Annotated in this window: 18 protein-coding genes; 6 read left to right on the forward strand and 12 right to left on the reverse strand. The window is 61.6% G+C overall.

Going from position 1 to position 17264, the window contains the following annotated elements:
* Positions 1-8: 8 nt before the first annotated feature.
* The 10 genes from BTE54_RS16305 to BTE54_RS16350 all read right to left on the reverse strand — a co-directional run bounded on the left by BTE54_RS16305 (position 9) and on the right by BTE54_RS16350 (position 10329).
* Entirely contained in the window at positions 9-1055 is a 1047-nt protein-coding gene (locus BTE54_RS16305) for a LacI family DNA-binding transcriptional regulator (protein ID WP_198939167.1), read from the reverse strand.
* A 205-nt stretch (positions 1056-1260) separates the two neighbouring features.
* Positions 1261-2046, reverse strand: a complete 786-nt coding sequence (locus BTE54_RS16310) for a TIM barrel protein (RefSeq protein WP_078053162.1) — start codon at positions 2044-2046, stop codon at positions 1261-1263.
* An 8-nt stretch (positions 2047-2054) separates the two neighbouring features.
* Positions 2055-3065, reverse strand: a complete 1011-nt coding sequence (locus BTE54_RS16315; RefSeq protein ID WP_078053163.1) for a Gfo/Idh/MocA family oxidoreductase — start codon at positions 3063-3065, stop codon at positions 2055-2057.
* A 10-nt stretch (positions 3066-3075) separates the two neighbouring features.
* Complete coding sequence (locus BTE54_RS16320; protein ID WP_078053164.1) at positions 3076-3972, reverse strand: sugar phosphate isomerase/epimerase; 897 nt, start codon at positions 3970-3972, stop codon at positions 3076-3078.
* Positions 3973-4018: 46 nt separating this feature from the next.
* Positions 4019-4927 (reverse strand): sugar ABC transporter substrate-binding protein, encoded by a 909-nt coding sequence (locus tag BTE54_RS16325; RefSeq protein WP_198939172.1) that lies wholly within the window; start codon positions 4925-4927, stop codon positions 4019-4021.
* Between the two features lie 137 nt (positions 4928-5064).
* Positions 5065-6006: a sugar ABC transporter substrate-binding protein gene (locus tag BTE54_RS16330; RefSeq protein ID WP_078053166.1), complete on the reverse strand. Its 942-nt coding sequence runs from the start codon at positions 6004-6006 to the stop codon at positions 5065-5067.
* A gap of 278 nt (positions 6007-6284) precedes the next feature.
* On the reverse strand, positions 6285-7313 hold the full coding sequence (locus BTE54_RS16335) for a LacI family DNA-binding transcriptional regulator (RefSeq protein WP_078053167.1): 1029 nt from the start codon (positions 7311-7313) through the stop codon (positions 6285-6287).
* Positions 7314-7713: 400 nt separating this feature from the next.
* Positions 7714-8919 carry a 3-oxoadipyl-CoA thiolase gene (gene pcaF / locus BTE54_RS16340; RefSeq protein ID WP_078053168.1) on the reverse strand — a complete coding sequence of 402 codons (1206 nt, stop codon included), beginning with the start codon at positions 8917-8919 and terminating at the stop codon, positions 7714-7716.
* 10 nt (positions 8920-8929) lie between these two features.
* Complete coding sequence (locus BTE54_RS16345) at positions 8930-9625, reverse strand: CoA transferase subunit B (RefSeq protein ID WP_059758412.1); 696 nt, start codon at positions 9623-9625, stop codon at positions 8930-8932.
* Positions 9622-10329: a 3-oxoacid CoA-transferase subunit A gene (locus BTE54_RS16350; protein ID WP_065655334.1), complete on the reverse strand. Its 708-nt coding sequence runs from the start codon at positions 10327-10329 to the stop codon at positions 9622-9624. The genes BTE54_RS16345 and BTE54_RS16350 overlap by 4 nt, the downstream gene beginning before the upstream one ends.
* A gap of 136 nt (positions 10330-10465) precedes the next feature.
* Here BTE54_RS16350 and BTE54_RS16355 point away from each other — a divergent pair, with 136 nt between their 5' ends.
* A complete protein-coding gene (locus BTE54_RS16355; protein WP_078053223.1) occupies positions 10466-11227 on the forward strand; it encodes an IclR family transcriptional regulator in 762 nt (253 codons plus the stop codon).
* Here the strand turns inward: BTE54_RS16355 and BTE54_RS16360 are convergent.
* On the reverse strand, positions 11197-12120 hold the full coding sequence (locus tag BTE54_RS16360) for a helix-turn-helix domain-containing protein (RefSeq protein ID WP_078053169.1): 924 nt from the start codon (positions 12118-12120) through the stop codon (positions 11197-11199). The genes BTE54_RS16355 and BTE54_RS16360 overlap by 31 nt on opposite strands.
* A 117-nt stretch (positions 12121-12237) precedes the next feature.
* Here BTE54_RS16360 and pobA point away from each other — a divergent pair, with 117 nt between their 5' ends.
* Positions 12238-13410, forward strand: a complete 1173-nt coding sequence (gene pobA / locus BTE54_RS16365) for a 4-hydroxybenzoate 3-monooxygenase (RefSeq protein ID WP_078053170.1) — start codon at positions 12238-12240, stop codon at positions 13408-13410.
* A gap of 199 nt (positions 13411-13609) precedes the next feature.
* Here the strand turns inward: pobA and pcaQ are convergent, their stop codons facing one another.
* On the reverse strand, positions 13610-14551 hold the full coding sequence (pcaQ, locus tag BTE54_RS16370) for a pca operon transcription factor PcaQ (RefSeq protein ID WP_078053171.1): 942 nt from the start codon (positions 14549-14551) through the stop codon (positions 13610-13612).
* A 94-nt stretch (positions 14552-14645) separates the two neighbouring features.
* Between pcaQ and pcaD the strand changes: the two genes are divergently transcribed.
* Genes pcaD through pcaG form a run of 4 tightly spaced genes read left to right on the forward strand, consistent with a single transcriptional unit; the run spans position 14646 to position 17256 of the window.
* On the forward strand, positions 14646-15443 hold the full coding sequence (gene pcaD, locus BTE54_RS16375; protein WP_078053172.1) for a 3-oxoadipate enol-lactonase: 798 nt from the start codon (positions 14646-14648) through the stop codon (positions 15441-15443).
* A gap of 3 nt (positions 15444-15446) precedes the next feature.
* Positions 15447-15896 (forward strand): 4-carboxymuconolactone decarboxylase, encoded by a 450-nt coding sequence (gene pcaC / locus BTE54_RS16380; RefSeq protein ID WP_020811506.1) that lies wholly within the window; start codon positions 15447-15449, stop codon positions 15894-15896.
* Entirely contained in the window at positions 15893-16633 is a 741-nt protein-coding gene (gene pcaH / locus BTE54_RS16385) for a protocatechuate 3,4-dioxygenase subunit beta (RefSeq protein ID WP_003505508.1), read from the forward strand. The genes pcaC and pcaH overlap by 4 nt, the downstream gene beginning before the upstream one ends.
* Before the next feature lie 2 nt (positions 16634-16635).
* Entirely contained in the window at positions 16636-17256 is a 621-nt protein-coding gene (pcaG, locus tag BTE54_RS16390) for a protocatechuate 3,4-dioxygenase subunit alpha (protein ID WP_078053173.1), read from the forward strand.
* The last annotated feature ends 8 nt before the right edge of the window (positions 17257-17264 follow it).

Below are 17264 nucleotides of genomic sequence, written 5' to 3' on the forward strand. Positions count from 1 at the left end.
ACGACAAATCATTTGGGGGGCGGCGCGATGCTGCCCCTCAGCACAAGGCGACAACCGAGTTCCAGCCGGTGCGCCGGGCGGGTGGGATCGGCCGCCACAAGCCGCTGCTCCAGCAGCGCAAGCGCCGCACCGCCCAGCCTGTCGGCGGGCAACTGGATGGTGCTGAGCGGCGGGGTACTGAAGGCCGCCGGCATGATATCGTCAAACCCCAATACCGAAACATCGTCCGGCACCCGGATTCCGGCTTCCGTCAGGGCCTTCAGGCAACCGAGCGCCAGATTATCGGCGGCGCAGAAAATCGCCGTGGCGTTTCTGAGCGGTTTTTCCTCGGCCAGCAGGCGGCGGGTGGCGGCCTCACCCCATTCCGGCTCATAGCTCTCCACCTCGATGACCATATCGGCGGGAACAGTGAGACCCGCCGCGAGATACGCATCGCTATAACCGTCATATCGGCGGCGGATCGTCGTGCGCCCTTTCCAGGTGATGTGCAGAATATTGCGATGCCCGAGCGACAGCAGATGTTCGATACCGAGCCGCGCGCCAAAACGGTTCTCGGCCGTCACCGTATCGACGATCATGGCCGGGTCCTCGCCATTGATCAGCACCACCGGCCGCGAAAGCGCAGACAGCGCCTCGACCAGCTGCGGCCTGTCATCGTTCAGGATCACGATACCGTCGACATTGTCGGCATCCGCCGCCGCTGCCACCGCAACCGGATCGAGCCGGCTCGTTGTGCTGACATAGGGAACGATGCGAATGCCGCGCCGCTCGCATTCGCGCCGGAAGCCGTTTAGCATCGTCCAGCTGACCATGTTGAGATCGCTCTGGGGGGCGGCATCATTGGTCATGGCCAGAAGCACAACACGCAAAGTGGCGATGGTCGCCTTCTGTCGCCGGTTTTCGAGATAACCGAGTGTGCGTGCAGCCTCCAGCACCCGCTCGCGAACCTGCGTGGTCAAGGGTGCTGTGCCGTTGATGGCGTGCGAAGCCGTGCTCAGCGAAACATTCGCCTCCCGCGCCACGTCCTTAAGCGTCGTTTTCCTGTCTATTTTCATAAAGGGGAAATTCAACCACTCTACTTCGGACGGTGCGGGCAGAAAGCCTGCCTCACGCAGTCGATCTGAAGAATACCCGTGCCTGTTTGCTGCTCTCTCGTCGCTCGAAGACTACAGCATCATCCGTAAATGCGGAATTGATTTCTCTGGTTTTTAATCTCCCGCAAGAAACGCCGCCCGCAGCGAACCGCGGGCGGCAAGGCGGTCAGAGCGCCTGGGAGATATGGTCGATGCTGCTCTTTACGGCAGCGGCCGGATCCTTCAGTTCGTGCACTTCCGTCGCGAAGGGTTCGAAGCTGTAAGGTCCCCTGTAACCGACCGCCTCGAGCGTCCTGATCTGGGCGATATTTTCCAGCCGGTCGCCGCCATCCACCAGAACGCGGTGGGCGTCGAGCATGTCGGCGACGGAGACGGCAGGATCGATCACGCCGGAAATGTGGACCAGTCCCGTTCGCTCCGGGAAGAACTCCGTCTCGCCCGCAAGGTGATGGTGGAAGGTGTCGTGCACCAGCCTGTAGACGTCACCGCCACCGGCCGCATCGATGGCCCTGATCGCTTCGGCCTTGGTGCGCAGCGAAGAGATCGGGAAACCGAGCGGCTCGACGAAGCCGATCAGGCCGCGTTCCTTAAGGATCGGCTTCATGGCCTTCAGCGCCGTGACGAGATCGTCAAAAGACACCGGCGTACCGTCGTTGAGCGGGCACATCACCAGCGCTTTGGCACCGCTTGCCGCCGCATAATCGGCCATGGCGACGGCCCGCGCAGGCAGGTCGCCCGACCAGACGTTGAAGGGATAAAGCGCATTGATCGAGATAATCGTCACACCGGCCTTTTCGGCCGCCGCCTTTACCTCGGCCGGATCCACCGTGCCGACGATATCAGGCAGGTCGTTGCGGATTTCGACTTCTGTCAGGCCGAGTTCGCGGGCTGCCGCAAAGAACGCCTCAAGGGAGAGCTTCGGCGCGGTGATGTGGTTGATGGCAAAACGCATGAAAGACCTCACTGATAAAGGGCGGGACGGGCAGGAAGCTTGATTTCAACTGCTGCCCCGCCCGTTTCCTGCGCGGCCACGCAGGCGTCGGAGGTGATGGCGGCCACGTAGCCGTCCCATGCGTTGGGTCCCGATGCCGTGCCCTTCGCCGCCGCATGGATGAAGTCCTGCAATTCCACATCGTAGCTGGCGATGAACCGGTCTTTCCAGTCGGTCAGGATATCGTTCTGCAGCTTGGCGCCAAGGCGGGTCTGCACCGACATCGGCTCCGGCAGGCTGGCAATGCCGTCCTCGCCCACCACCTGGCACTGGATATCGTAGCCATAATGGCAATTGACGAAGATTTCGACGTCGATGATCGTGCCCTTCGCCGTCTCCAGAATGACGATCTGCGGGTCCTTCAGCCGCGCATGGCTTCTGGCCGCCGAACGGGGAAAGAGAACCCGCGCCGAAACATAGTCATCGTCGAGCAGCCAGCGCAGCACGTCGATCTCATGGATCATCGTGTCATGGATCGCCATCGGGGTGACATATTGCTCCGGAACCGCCGGGTTGCGGTGGGCGGCGTGCACCATGATCGGCGCGCCGATCCTGCTATCGACGGCCTGTTTCAGCGCCACGTAACCGGCGTCATATCGGCGCATGAAGCCCACCTGAACCAGCCGCTTGCCATGCGCCACCTCGGCGTCGACGATGCGTCTTGCGCCTTCCGCCGTTGTTGCGAGCGGCTTTTCGCAGAAACACGGCTTGCCGGCGGCGATTGCCGCCAGCACATATTGCTCATGGGTTGCGCCCCATGAGGTGACGAGCACGGCATCCACATCCGGCGATGCGATCAGCTCTTCACCGGTGGCGAAAACGACGGCATCCGGGGCGATGTCGTTTTTGACCGCCTCGGCGGAGGCGCGGTTGACGTCGCTCAGCGCAACGATCTTCGCGCCGCCCAGAACCTTGTTGATACGGCGGGCATGATCACGCCCGATTGCGCCGGTGCCGACGACACCAATTCTGACAGTCATTTGAAAAACCTCATTTCCAGTATTTGGCGACGTATCGCCGGGTTTCGCTGAGCATGAACCGCGCGCTTTCATCGACACGATCTTCCCAGGCAAACACGCAGTTCGAGAGCACGCCGTCGAATTTCATGTCGGCGAGCGTCGCAAAGAAGGTCTCCCAGTCGATCTCGCCCTGGCCGAAATCGGTGTGCTGGTGCACCCTGACCTTGGAACCGGGGGGATTGACGATGTAGCGCAGCTGCGACGACTTGTTGTGATCATAGGTATCGGCAAGGCGCACATGCACCAGATGGCCCTCGGTCGCACGCAGGTTAGCCACCATGTCTGGCCCGTAAAAGAACGTGTGCGGCGCGATGAAGGAGGCCTTTACCGCCTTGGAATTGATGGTCTTGATAATGTCGATGGCAGGCGCGATCTCCTCGATCCAGTCTTCGGGATGGGCCTCCAGCGATAGCATCAGACCTTCCCGTTCAAGGATCGGCACCAGAATATCCATGGCGCGGAAGAACTGCGCTTCGCAGGTTTCCGGGCGATGCAGGCCGGAACGGTCGTTAAGGCTGCGATCCGGCGAACCGCCGCGGCCGAATTCCGAAACGAACATCGGGCATTCCATCTCAACGGCAATCTCGATGGCGCGTTTCCAGTTGTCGATCGCGACCTCCCATTCGTCCGGATAGGGGCTTGCCCAGCGATACATGGGCTGCAGCGTCGCAAGGCCGACACCATGGTCCTTCAGCGCCTTTTTGAATTCGGCGACGCGTTCGGGATAGACCTTCGGCCGGGTCCACCAGGACAGGAAATCCGGACGGGGTGAAAGTTCGACGTAATCATAGCCGAGATCGGCAACCTTGCGGCAGGTCTCGGCCAGCGAAAGGTGTCGGAACATGTGGGGGTCGAGCGTATGTTTCATGGCTGTTTCCAGTGGAGTGATAGATGGACCGGGTCGAAGCCCCCGCTTATTTGGCGTAGGCGGACATGTTTTCCGGGGTCACGAGTTCAAAGGGCACCCAAAGCGTCTTCTCGGTGCCTTGCCCGGCAGCGGCCCTCACCGCCGTCTGAACCGAGACCTCGCCCTGCTTCGTCGCGTTCTGGTAGACGGTAATGTCGAGATCGCCGGCCTGCATGGCGGCAAGGCCGTCCGGCGTGGCGTCGATGCCGGCGATGACCACATCCTTCATGGAAACGCCCGCCGCCTTCAGCGCCTGCGCGGCGCCGATCGCCATTTCATCATTATTGGCGATGACGGCATCGAACTGGATGCCCGCCGTCAGCCAGGAGGAAACGAGGTCCTGCGCCTGCGTGCGGCTCCAGTTCGCCGTCTGCTTTTCGAGGATTTCGATCTTGCAGTCCGGCCGGGCAAACACCGTTTCCACATCCTTGGTGCGCACCAGCGCCGCATGGTTTTCCAAAGGTCCCATCAGGATCACGGCCTTGCCCTTGCCGCCCATCAGCTTGCAGGCGGCTTCCGCCTCCATGGTGCCGGAATCGAGTTCGTTGGAACCGACGAAGGCCGTGCCATCAGGCAGGCCGGTTTCCAGTTCTGCCGGCGGGTGATTGACATAGACGAGCGGGATTTTTGCGGCGGATGCGGCCTTGGTGATCGCCGAAGTGGCATCGCCATCCACGGCATTGACGATGATCGCATCGACACCGTTGGCGATGAAATTCTGCACCTGATTGAGCTGTTTCGAAGGATCAAGCTGGGCGTCCTCCACCAGAAGCTCGATGTTCTTGTCACGCCCGGCCTCAGCCCTGATACCGTTCAGCAAAATCGTCAGGAACGGATTGTCGAACGATGTCATGGAGACCGCAACACGGGTCTCGGCAAGGGCAGGCGTTGCGAAAATGCAGAGCGCAGTCGCCATCAACAGGTTTTTCAAAGTCTTTCCTCCCGCGGAAAATCTCCGCTGGTTCAATCGCACTGATATCGCTGAAGCCGGAATATCCTCCCCCCGCCTTCAGCGTCTTCGGTCTGTCACGTCGTTGTCTGGCCCGAACGGTCTCAGTTCTTGGCCTGATAGTCCTTGAGGTTTGCGGGTGTGACCAGTTCGAAGGGTACGAAAACCTTCTTGTCCACCGCATCCCCCTTTGCCAGTTTCAGCGCCGTATCAACCGCGCCCTTGCCCTGACCGGCGGCATTCTGGAAAACGCTCACATCCAGCTCACCCGCCGCCATGGCGGCAAGCGCGTCCTGCGTGGCGTCGATGCCGGCGATGATGACGTCATCCATCGACCGGCCGGCCGCCTTCAGAGACTGTATCGCGCCGATGGCCATTTCGTCATTGTTGGAAATCACCGCATCGAACTGCACCCCGGCCGAAAGCCAGTTGGTCATCAGGTCCGAGCCTTGAGTGCGCGACCAGTTGGCGGATTGTTCCTCGACAAGCTTGATGAAGCTGCAATCGGGCGTCGCCACCACGTCCTTGATATCCTGCGTGCGCATGCGGGCCGCCTGGTTGGAAAGCTCGCCCATCATCACCACCGCCTTCGCTTCCGCCTTGCCGGCCTCCTTCAGCAGGCGGCAGACTTCCTGCGTCTGCAGGGTGCCGGACTGTTTTTCATCGGAGGCAACGAAGGCCTGTTTTTCCGGCAGGCTGTCGAGGTTGACCGGCTGGCGGTTGACATAAACGAGCGGAATGCCGGCGGCAGCGGCAGCCTGCGAAAGCGCCACGGTAGCATCCGTATCCACCGGGTTGACGATGATGGCGTCGACGCCGGCGGCGACGAAGTTCTGCACCTGGCTCAACTGCTTGCCGACATCGTTCTGCGCATCCTCGATCTGCAGCGAAACGCCGCTCATGCCCTTGGAATAATCGATCATGCCGTTGCGCAGCACGGTCAGGAAATTATCGTCGAACAGGGCCATCGAAACGCCGATGGTTTCCGCCGAGGCGGTCGTCGCCAGCATGGTGGCGAGCGCTGCAATCGCGAAATGTCTTTTCATGTCGTTCTCCTCCAAAACCCTTGAAAAGAGCCGGCTGCACGGTCCAGCGCCCATCGCGCCGCCACCGTTTTCCGGCAAAAAATACCCGTCGCCGCGAAAAGAAGTCCGCAGCCTGAAGCAATCCGAAACATCGTTATTGTCGTGGATCAGCCTCCTGCCCGCTCCACACGCAGGCAAGATTTCCCAGTCCTGGTCCGGCGTCAACGGGTCAGCGGCAACCGAAACCATCAAGGCTGATAGAAAGAGACGCGGAATTTATGATAGAATCTATCAAACCATCAAAGGCTTTCAGGAACCCACAGATGGGCGGGTACAAACCGCTGTCCCGGCGTTTCCGCCATGCCATGTTCGATGCTGTGAACCATGGTGGCGATGAGGTCCGCGCATAATTCACGGAGCGGCGTCTGGAATATGCCGCTGATACGCTTTTCCAGCAGCGCCTGACGGGATTCGGGCGTCAGTTCATTCACAAGACAGACGATGGCCTCCTGCCGGTTTTCCTGCTGCAGGGCCTCGATGACGCCTTCCATGCCGCCGCCGATGCAATAGATGCCGACCAGATCCTTGTGCTTGGCGATGGTGTCCATCACCAACTCATAGGTTAGCCGCCGGGTTTCCAGCGTGATCAGCGCATCCATCACCTCGAATTCCGGCGCATATTCCCGCATATAGCTGCGAAAGCCGGTTTCGCGCAACGAATGACCGTGAAAACGGTGGCCGCCGAGCAGCAGAAGCACCTTGCCTCTGCTGCGCGCCAGCCGCGAGATCATCCAGGCCGCCGTGCGCCCGACTTTCATGTTGTTGGCGCCGAGATAGGCTTCCCGCACCCCCTGCGCGAAATCCGAAAGCAGCGAAAATGTGGGGATGCCCTTCGCCTTCAGGGCCTCGACGGCGGCGGTGACATCGTGATGGTCCGGCCCGGTGGCCGCCACGGCCTGCACGCGGCCCTTCATACCCGCCAGAAGGGCCGCAAGCTCGCTCGGCTCGCCCGACTGGGCAAATTCGATGCGCAGATTGAGATGGCGATCCCTGACGTTGCGCGCCGCAAGCTCCAGCTCGTCGGCAAAAGTCTGGTAAAAGGCGTGCCGTTCCTTGCGCAGGATGATGCCGAGACTATAGGACGGCAGATCGGCCAGCATGCGCTGGCGAATGATGTTGGTAGCATGGAAACCGATCTTCTCCGCCGCCTCGAACACCCGCCGGGAGGTTTCCTCCCGCACCGGTAGGCGACCGTTCAGCACCCGGTCGACGGTGGCGACGCTGACGCCGGCGGCTGTCGCAACATCTGTGATGGTCGGACGTTTCATGCGGGCACCCCGTAAACGGAAAGATTCCTGTCATATCTCGCAAAACATGTCACGGATCATGATGGAATCCAACGCATGCCGGAGGATTTCGTCAGGGAGGGCCATGGAGGTGAATGTCAGGCAGGTGCCGAATTTGCGAGATCGGCATTTTAAAATGCCGTTGTCTCCCTCATCTCTGTGCTTGTCACAGAGATCCAGCCAGCCCAAGTCCTTGGGCTGAAAAGACTCCCTGCGCCGCGCAGACGCGCGCCAGCTGGATTCCTGTGACAAGCACAGGAATGAAGGAGGTACCAAGGCGAGAGAATCGCCAACCAAGTGCAGGACGAGCAGAAGTCACTCAAGAAGAAATCGAGGCAGCGGCATTCGCACCGTTTTGGCGATGCCGAATGCCGCCAGACAATCAGACCCTTTCCAGCGCCACGGCTATACCCTGCCCGACGCCGATGCACATGGTGGCGAGGGCAAGACGCTTGCCGGTCAGCGAAAGTTCGAGCGCCGCCGTGCCGGCAATGCGCGCGCCGGACATGCCGAGCGGATGGCCGAGCGCGATGGCGCCGCCATTGGCATTCACCCGCGCATCGTCATCCGCAATGCCGAGCTGCCTCAGCGTCGCAAGGCCCTGGCTGGCGAAAGCCTCATTCAGCTCGATTACGTCGAGCTGCTCCTGCTTCAGCCCGAGCCGGGCCAGCAGCTTTGCGGAGGCCGGGGCCGGGCCGATGCCCATGACGCGCGGCGGCACGCCGGCGGCGGCACCGCCGAGAATGCGGGCAATCGGCGTCAGCCCGTATTTTTTCGCAGCCTCCGCCGATGCGACGATGAGTGCGGCCGCGCCGTCATTGACGCCGGACGCATTGCCCGCCGTCACCGTCGCACCATCGCGCCTGTTGACAGGCTTCAGCTTCGCCAGCGCTTCAAGGCTCGTGGCACGCGGATGCTCATCCTTCGAGACCACCAGCGGATCGCCCTTGCGCTGCGGGATGGTCACGGACACGATTTCCCTGTCGAGACGGCCATTGGCCTGCGCGTCGGCCGCCTTCTGCTGGCTGCGAACGGCGAAGGCGTCCTGATCCTCACGGGAGACCTGATAGTCAATGGCGACGTTATCGCCGGTTTCCGGCATGGAATCGACGCCATATTGCGCCTTCATCAGCGGGTTGACGAAACGCCAGCCGATGGTGGTGTCGTAGATTTCGGCATTGCGCGAAAAGGCGCTCTCCGCCTTCGGCAGAACGAAGGGCGCGCGGCTCATGCTTTCCACGCCGCCGGCGATCATCAATTCCGCCTCGCCCGATTTCACGGCGCGGGCGGCTGCGATAAGGGCATCCATGCCCGAACCGCACAGCCGGTTGATCGTCGTTCCGGTCACCGAAACCGGCAGGCCGGCGAGCAGCAGCGACATGCGTGCGACGTTGCGGTTATCCTCACCCGCCTGATTGGCGCAACCGAAGATCACATCTTCGACCGCTTCCCAGTCGACGGAAGGGTTGCGCTCAACAAGCGCCTTCAGCGGCACCGCGCCGAGATCGTCGGCCCGCACCGAAGAAAGCGCGCCGCCGAAGCGGCCGATGGGCGTGCGGATATAGTCGCAGATGAATGCGTCGGTCATCGGTTTTTCCTCAAAGTTCCGGGGCGACGAGATCGGCAACCTCGCCATCGACCGCCAAAGGCGCGCCAGTCATGGCCTGCAATTCATCGAAGGTCATCGCCGGCAGTTTTTCACGCAGCACGAAACGGCCATCCACCACGTCAATGACAGCATGGCTGGTATAAATGCGGGTGATGCAGCCAACACCGGTCAGCGGAAAAGCGCATTTTTCAACGAGCTTCGGTTCGCCGTTCTTGGTCACATGTTCGGTGATGACGAAGACCTGCTTTGCGCCATGCACCAGATCCATAGCGCCGCCGACGGCCGGCACGCCCTTGGAGCCAACGCGCCAATTGGCGAGATCGCCATTCTGCGCCACCTGATAGGCTCCGAGGATCGCCACATCCAGATGCCCGCCGCGCACCATGGCGAAGCTGTCGGCATGGTGAAAGAAGGCCGCACCCGGCTTCAGCGTCACGGCCTTCTTGCCGGCATTGATGAGGTTCCAGTCCTCTTCGCCTTCCGGCGGCGCTTCGCCGAAATTCAGGATGCCGTTTTCGGTATGGAAGATCGCCTGACGGCCGGGCGGCTGGTAGCGCGCCACCATTTCCGGAAAGCCGATGCCGAGATTGACATAAGCGCCATCCTCGATGTCCTGCGCCGCGCGCCATGCGATCTGGGCGTTGGAAAGCTTGATGTCTTCGCGGGTGTCGATGGTCTGGGTCATGCGTAGGCTACTCCCGCGCGAATGAGAACTTCTTCCTGTTGGGGATCGGGGATTTCCACGACGCCGTTCACGAAAATGCCGGGCGTGACGACATGCTCCGGATCGATCTCCCCGGCGGCCACGATCTTCGAGACCTGCGCGATGGTGGTCTTTGCGGCCATGCACATCAGCGGGTTAAAATTGCGGCCCGCCTTGTTGTAGGTGAGGTTGCCATAGGTATCGCCAAGCTCGGCCTTGACGATGGCGAAATCGGCTTTCAGCCAGCGTTCCTGCACGTAGGACCGGCCGTCGAATTCCGCGATGACCTTGCCTTCAGCCAGTTCCGTGCCGAAGCCGGTGGGGGTGTAGAAGGCCGGAATGCCGGCACCGCCGGCGCGGATGCGCTCGGCAAGCGTGCCCTGCGGCACCAGTTCCAGCTCGATTTCGCCGGCCAGATACCGGTCGGTGAAAGCGCGCGGATCGGAAGAGCGCGGGAAGGAGCAGATCATCTTTTTGACCATGCCGGCGTCGATCATCGCGGCGATGCCGATGCGGCCGTTGCCGGCATTGTTGTTGATGACCGTCAGGTTCTTCGGGCCCCTGTCGATCAGCGCATGGATCAGTTCGATGGGCGCGCCGGAGCCGCCGAAACCGCCGATCATGATCGTCGCACCGTCACCGATGCCGGAAAGCGCCTCTTCCGCGCTCTTGATTGTCTTGTCCATTAAAACCTCCATCCAGCCGGACGGATGGAACCCGCAAGGCTGCCTGAGCGTGAGGTAAATCCGAAAGCGCCTCGACGGCAAGGGTTTTGTGCGCTATATGATTTTTGTTCGTATATCGCACAAATGGAGCCGCGACATGGCTGTCAGCGAAAGAGACATGATGGGCGGTCTCGCCAAGGGATTGCGGGTGATCGAGGCCTTCAGCGCCGAACGGCCGCGCCTGTCGATTTCCGATGCCGCCGAGATTGCCGGGCTGGACCGCGCCACGACGCGGCGCTGCCTGCTGACGCTTTCGGAACTCGGTTATGCCGCTTATGACGGCAAGTTCTTTACCGTGACGCCGAAGGTGCTGCGCCTCGGCACCGGCTGTCTGGCCACCATGCCGCTGCCGCGCATCGTGCAGCCGCTGCTCGACCGCCTTTCCGAAGAGATCGGCCAGAGCACCTCCGTTTCCATTCTGGATGAGACCGAGATCGTTTATGTCGCCCGCGCCGCGCAGCAGCGGGTGATGTCGATTGCGCTGATGCCGGGTTCGCGCCTGCCCGCCTATTGCACCTCCATGGGCCGGGTTCTTCTTTCGGCGCAGACGGCCGAGCGGCAGCGCGACATTCTCGAAGCCTCCCGGCTGGTGGCGCGCACGGAAAAGACGATCACCAGAATGGACGCCCTGCTCGCCGAAATCGAGGCCACCGGCCATCGCGGTTATGCGCTGATCGATCAGGAGGTCGAGATCGGCCTTCGCTCCATCGCGGTGCCGCTGAAAACCATGCGCGGCCAGACGGTGGCCGCCCTCAATGTCGGGCTTGCCGCCTCGGTCGCCTCGATGGAGGACCTCGTGGAGCGATACCTGCCCGCGCTTCTTGCCGTTCAGCCGGAACTGGCAAGAATGCTGGTCTGAAGCGGCACCTGCCGCGCGCCGGAATCCCCCATTTTCCGCTGCTCCGCCAGCCGCCAGGCGCGCGGGGTCATGCCGGTCTCGCGCTTGAAGAACCGGTTGAAATAGGCCGGGTCGGCAAAACCCAGCCCCTCCGCAATCATCTGCACGCTGGAAACGGTAAAGATCAGCTCCTGCTGAGCGATCTCGATCTGACGCTTAGCGATCAGCCGCTGCAGGCTGAGGCCGGAAACGGAACGGACCAGACGGTTGAGATGGGTCTCGGAAAGACCGAGCTTTTTCGCGTAAAACTCCGCCTTTTGCGGCTCGCGAATATGGCGTGCAATCAGCGACAGCAAAAATTCGAAACGCTGTTCCGCAAGACCTTCGCCGGTTCCTTCCAGCAGCGGCCGCACCGCCCGCGCCAGAAGCGCCGTCACGATGGCCAACTGACCTTCGATGATGGCATCCCGGCCTGTCTCGCGTGTTTCATATTCAGCCGAAATCTGTTCGAACCCGCTGCGCAGGCGTTCGCCATCGGTAAAATCCCGCAGTGACAACAGGACAGGCCGCTGGAAATTCCGCAGCAACAGCGCCTGCACCGAAGCCGGCAGGGCGCTCGGCAGCACGGTAACGATCACCCCGCCAATATCGCGTGAAAACCGGAAGCCGTGCTCGAACCCCGGCGGCACGACAATAGCGACCGGCGGGCGGATCGCCTCGATGCGGCCATCCAGCAGCGCATCGCCCTCGCCGCCCCAAATGTACAAGATTTGCTGAAAGGCAGCGTGACGGTGCAGGCCGATTTCAAAGCGGTGAAGGCTGCTTCTCGAAAAAAGCGTCTCGCAATGAAAGCGGAAATCAGTGCCTTGCACCGCTTCTTCGCCATACAAACCCTCACTCGCAGCAAGCCGCATGTTCCTTCGCTCCTCCGCACAATGGTCGGATTGTGCAATTTGCCGATCAGAAAGTCCATTGAGCTTGCCGCGTCGCTTGGTCAATTTCTTGATCGGAGACAAGTTCGGGAGGAAACAATGCGCACCCAGGTCGTCATCATCGGCTCCGGCCCTTCAGGGCTTCTGCTTGGCCAGCTTCTGGCCAGAGAAGGCGTCGAGACCGTCATTCTCGACCGGGTCAGCAAGGATTACATCCTCGGCCGTGTCCGCGCCGGTGTGCTGGAAGAAGGCACGGTGCAACTCATGGAAAAGGTCGGCGCGGACAAGCGCCTGCACCGGGAAGGCCTGCCGCATGACGGTTTCTCGCTGACCTTTGACGGTCGCGACCACCGTATCGATCTCTTCGACCTGACCGGCGGCAGCCATGTGATGGTTTACGGCCAGACCGAAGTGACCCATGACCTGATGGATGTCCGCGAAGCGGCAAACCTTGTTACCATCTACGATGCCGGCAATGTCGAACCGCATGATTTCGATGGCGCCAGCCCCTATGTCACCTATCAGAAAGACGGCGTAACCCACCGGATCGATTGCGATTTCATCGCCGGCTGCGACGGCTTCCACGGGGTGAGCCGCAAATCCGTGCCGCAAGGCGCCATCAAGGAATTCGAGAAGGTCTATCCTTTCGGCTGGCTCGGCATTCTGGCCGAGGTGCCCCCCGTCAACCATGAACTCATCTATGCCAACCACCCGCGCGGTTTTGCGCTCTGTTCCATGCGCTCGCACACGCGCAGCCGTTATTACATTCAATGTTCGCTGGAGGACCGGCCGGAGGACTGGAGCGACGAGCGCTTCTGGGACGAAATCCGCCGTCGCCTGCCGGAAAACCATGCGAATGTGATGGTAACCGGCCCGTCCTTTGAAAAATCCATCGCGCCGCTCCGGTCCTTCGTCTGTGAACCGATGCGGTTCGGAAGGCTGTTTCTGGCCGGAGACGCCGCCCATATCGTGCCGCCGACGGGCGCGAAGGGTCTCAACCTTGCCGCCAGCGATGTGCATTATCTGAGCGAGGCGCTGATCGAATTTTATCGCGAGAAGTCCGAGGCCGGTATCGACGGCTATTCGCAGAAGGCGCTTTCCCGCGTCTGGAAGGCCGTGCGCTTCTCCTGGTGGATGACGACGATGATGCATCGTTTTCCCGATACCGGAGATTTCGGCCAGCGCATTCAGGAGGCGGAGCTGGACTACCTCGTGCAATCGCGCGCCGCTTCCACCGCGCTTGCGGAGAATTATGTGGGGCTTCCTTATTAGGGGCTGCCCCAGACACGCGGCTTTTATCTCTACCGTTTCCACACCCGTCACCCCGGACCTGATCCGGGGTCCAGCGCGATCAAGTCATTGATCGCAAAAGACTCTTTTCACGGCGCAGAACGCGTCGCGGCTGGATTCCGGCTCAAGGCCGGAATGACGGAGGAGAGGTTATCAGACTTTTCCGACCCCCACCCTCATCTCAAGAACCGGCCTCCGGCCTACCATCCAGCAACTCGCCCGCCGCCTCGCGAATAGCCTGCATCAGCAGCGACAGCGGCAGCGAGGGCTGCGTATCGGCCCTCACCGTCAGCCCCACCGGGCCGCTGGTATCGCCGGTCTCGACGGGCAGGATCGCCAGAATACCATCCGCCACATCCGCCGCCACCACGCCTTCCGAGATGATCCAGATCGCATCGCTGGTGCGCAGGAAGGCGCGGCCGAAGGCGTCGGACACGGTTTCGATGCGGATCGGCAGGGCCGGCACGCCGTTGGCGATCAAAAACTGCTCGACGACGGGGCCGATGACCGATTGCCGTGTCGGCATCAGCACCGGATATTCATGCAGGTGATCGAACACCGAAAGGCCGGGTGACAACAGCGGGTGCCCGGCTCGCACCACGAAGCGCACCTTTTCCGAATAGAGATGCTCGAAGGAAAAACCCGCCATTTTCTGCGGCGCGGCCAGACGGCCGACAACAAGATCGAGATCGCCGACGCGCAGTTGTTCCAGCAGCACGGCGTTTTCGCCTGTGACGATCTTCACCGGGCTGCCGGTTTTCTCGGCCAGAAAACCGGCCATCGCCTTCGGCATGATGCGAACAGACACCGTGGGCAGCGCGCCGACCCGCACCGGCGGACCGGCGCGCGCCGCCTCCTGCGATACCGAATCGACCGCCTGCCTGAGCGCCGTCATCGTCGCGCCCGCATGGCGCAGGAACACCTCGCCATAACGGCTGATGCGGATGCCGCGCCCTTCCCGGTCGAACAGCGAGACGCCGAGAATATCTTCCAGTTCACGGATCGTCTTCGTCACCGCCGGCTGGCTGACATGCAGGATTTCCGCAGCCCGGATGACGCTTTTCTGCCGCGCCACCTCCACGAAAGTCTGCAGGTGGCGGAACTTGATACGCTGATCGACCATCGCTCATATAATCCACAGGTTATGATTTTCATCGATAATGTCATTTTACTTAACCGGAACCCGCTTGCAATATCCCCGGCAGGAGGAGCACATCATGCATTTTCTGCGCTGCGGCGAGACCGTGATCCATTACCGCGTCAGGGGATTGGACACAGGCAAGCCGGTCATCGCCTTCATCAATTCGCTCGGCACCGATTTCCGCATCTGGGATGCGGTCACCGAAGCGCTCGGCGATGATTATGCCTATGTGCTGCACGACAAGCGCGGCCACGGGCTCTCGGATGTCGGGCACACCCCCTATTCCATCGACGATCATGCCGGCGATCTGATCGCACTCCTCGATCATCTTGGCGTGAAGAGCGCGATCATCTGGGGCCTGTCGGTGGGCGGCCTGATTGCGCAGGGGCTTTATGCCCGCCGTCCCGATCTCGTCCGCGCGCTGGTGCTCAGCAACACCGCCCACAGGATCGGCACAGCCGAGATGTGGAACGCCCGCATCGACAAGATCGCCGCGGACGGCCTCGTCTCACTGGTGGACCCCGTCATGGAGCGCTGGTTCACACCCGCCTTCCGCAAGCCAGACAATGCCGCCTATGCCGGCGCGCGCAACATGCTCTCGCAACAGCCGGAAGCCGGCTATAGCGGCACCTGCGCCGCCATCCGCGATGCGGATTTTACCGAAGCCGCTGGGCACATCGCCGTGCCGACGCTTTGCGTGGCGGGCGATCAGGATGGCTCCACCCCACCGGAACTGGTGCGGTCGCTGGCGGATATCATTCCCGCAAGCCGTCTCGTCACCATCGCCGGCTGCGGCCACATTCCCTGCCTTGAACAGCCGCTCGCCTACGCGCAGGCAGCCTCCATTTTTCTCAAGACCTTGCCGGAGCATTGACCGATGGCGGACCATATCGACAAGAACGCAAGATTCGAACAGGGCATGAAGACCCGCCGCTCCGTGCTCGGCGACGCCCATGTCGACCGGGCGCAGACCATGACGTCCGGTTTCGACCAGCCTTTCCAGCAGCTCATCACCGAAGCCGCCTGGGGAACGGTGTGGTCGGGCAACCACTGGACGAAACGCGAGCGCTCGATGGTGACCATCGCCCTGCTCGCCGCACTCGGGCAGGACGAAGAGCTGGCCATGCATGTGCGCGCCACCGCCAATACCGGCGCCACCGAGGCGGATATTCGCGAGGCGCTGCTGCATGTGGCGATCTATGCCGGCGTGCCCGCCGCCAACCATGCTTTCAAGATCGCCAAGCTTGCCCTGGCCAGCATGAAAGCCGATAGTTCCCCTGATAATTCTGGCACTTATAATTCTGGCGATGAGGAGGAGACGAAATGAGCAACCAGCCGCCGGAAACCGGACCGTTCTTCGCACGCAACCGCGACATCCATCCGCTCGCCTATGCGCCCGGCTATAAGACCTCGATCCTGCGCTCGCCGCAGCGCGCGCTGATTTCGCTGGAAGGCACCAAGAGCGAGATCACCGGCCCGGTCTTCGGCCATGGCATGCTGAACCCGCTGGATAACGACCTCATCCTCAACTATGCCCGCCCCGGCGAAATGCCGGTCGGGCCGCGCATTCTCGTGCATGGCCGGGTGCTGGACGAGCGCGGTCGCGGCGTGGATGGCGCGCTGGTGGAATTCTGGCAGGCCAATGCCGGCGGTCGTTACCGCCACAAGAAGGAAAGCTACCTCGCCGCCATCGATCCGAATTTCGGCGGCGTCGGCCGCACGATCACCGACGAAAACGGCTATTACTGGTTCAAGACCATCCAGCCCGGCGCTTATCCCTGGCCGAACGGCGTCAATGACTGGCGGCCGGCCCATATTCACTTCTCCGTCTTCGGCCACGGTTTCGCCCAGCGGCTCATCACCCAGATGTATTTCGAAGGCGACCCGCTGATCTGGAAATGTCCTATCGTCAAAACCATTCCGGACGAGGATGCGATCAGAAGACTGATCGCGCCGCTGGACATGAATGCGACGCTGCCGATGGACATGCTGGCCTACAAGTTCGACATCGTCCTGCGCGGCCGCCGCTCGACCCTTTTCGAAAACCGCATGGAGGGCAACTGACCATGGTTCAGCCGCTCAACTATCTCAGGGAAACCGCCTCGCAGACGGCGGGCCCTTACGTGCATATCGGCTGCACGCCGAATTTCGTCGGCATCGAGGGCGTGTTCGAGAAGGATCTCGGCTCCGGTCCGCTTTATAACGACAGGGCCCGGGGCGAACGCATCAGCGTGCGCGGCACGGTTTATGACGGCGCCGGAATGGCGCTGAAGGACGCGCTGATCGAAATCTGGCAGGCCGATACCGACGGTTATTACAACAGCCCCAGCGAAACGCGGGGCAAGGCAGATCCGAATTTCATCGGCTGGGGCCGCTCGCCCGGCGACATGGATACGGGCGAATTCGTCTTCGAAACCATCAAGCCGGGCAAGGTGCCGTTCCGCGACGGCCGGCCGATGGCGCCGCACATCACCTTCTGGATCGTCGCACGCGGCATCAATATCGGCCTGCAGACCCGCATGTATTTTCCCGAAGAACAGGAGGCCAATGCCGCCGATCCGGTTCTTGCCCGCATCGAGCAGAAAAGCCGCATCGCCACGCTTGTCGCCAAAAAAGAGGAAGGCAACGTCTATCGTTTCGATATCCGCCTTCAGGGCGAAGGCGAAACCGTGTTTTTCGATATCTGACGAATATC

The sequence above is a fragment of the Agrobacterium sp. YIC 4121 genome (genome assembly GCF_002008205.1).
Lineage (GTDB): Bacteria > Pseudomonadota > Alphaproteobacteria > Rhizobiales > Rhizobiaceae > Agrobacterium > Agrobacterium leguminum.

Bases quoted from the DNA above. Each gene is read 5' to 3' on its own strand.
- BTE54_RS16355 (WP_078053223.1), top strand. From the start codon at position 10,466: ATGGCTGTCAGCGAAAGAGACATGATGGGCGGTCTCGCCAAGGGATTG.
- BTE54_RS16330 (WP_078053166.1), bottom strand. From the start codon at position 6,006: ATGAAAAGACATTTCGCGATTGCAGCGCTCGCCACCATGCTGGCGACG.
- BTE54_RS16360 (WP_078053169.1), bottom strand. From the start codon at position 12,120: ATGCGGCTTGCTGCGAGTGAGGGTTTGTATGGCGAAGAAGCGGTGCAA.
- pobA (WP_078053170.1), top strand. From the start codon at position 12,238: ATGCGCACCCAGGTCGTCATCATCGGCTCCGGCCCTTCAGGGCTTCTG.
- BTE54_RS16305 (WP_198939167.1), bottom strand. From the start codon at position 1,055: ATGAAAATAGACAGGAAAACGACGCTTAAGGACGTGGCGCGGGAGGCG.
- BTE54_RS16315 (WP_078053163.1), bottom strand. From the start codon at position 3,065: ATGACTGTCAGAATTGGTGTCGTCGGCACCGGCGCAATCGGGCGTGAT.
- pcaF (WP_078053168.1), bottom strand. From the start codon at position 8,919: ATGACCGACGCATTCATCTGCGACTATATCCGCACGCCCATCGGCCGC.
- BTE54_RS16320 (WP_078053164.1), bottom strand. From the start codon at position 3,972: ATGAAACATACGCTCGACCCCCACATGTTCCGACACCTTTCGCTGGCC.
- BTE54_RS16325 (WP_198939172.1), bottom strand. From the start codon at position 4,927: ATGGCGACTGCGCTCTGCATTTTCGCAACGCCTGCCCTTGCCGAGACC.
- pcaD (WP_078053172.1), top strand. From the start codon at position 14,646: ATGCATTTTCTGCGCTGCGGCGAGACCGTGATCCATTACCGCGTCAGG.
- pcaG (WP_078053173.1), top strand. From the start codon at position 16,636: ATGGTTCAGCCGCTCAACTATCTCAGGGAAACCGCCTCGCAGACGGCG.
- BTE54_RS16310 (WP_078053162.1), bottom strand. From the start codon at position 2,046: ATGCGTTTTGCCATCAACCACATCACCGCGCCGAAGCTCTCCCTTGAG.
- BTE54_RS16345 (WP_059758412.1), bottom strand. From the start codon at position 9,625: ATGACCCAGACCATCGACACCCGCGAAGACATCAAGCTTTCCAACGCC.
- pcaC (WP_020811506.1), top strand. From the start codon at position 15,447: ATGGCGGACCATATCGACAAGAACGCAAGATTCGAACAGGGCATGAAG.
- BTE54_RS16350 (WP_065655334.1), bottom strand. From the start codon at position 10,329: ATGGACAAGACAATCAAGAGCGCGGAAGAGGCGCTTTCCGGCATCGGT.
- pcaH (WP_003505508.1), top strand. From the start codon at position 15,893: ATGAGCAACCAGCCGCCGGAAACCGGACCGTTCTTCGCACGCAACCGC.
- BTE54_RS16335 (WP_078053167.1), bottom strand. From the start codon at position 7,313: ATGAAACGTCCGACCATCACAGATGTTGCGACAGCCGCCGGCGTCAGC.
- pcaQ (WP_078053171.1), bottom strand. From the start codon at position 14,551: ATGGTCGATCAGCGTATCAAGTTCCGCCACCTGCAGACTTTCGTGGAG.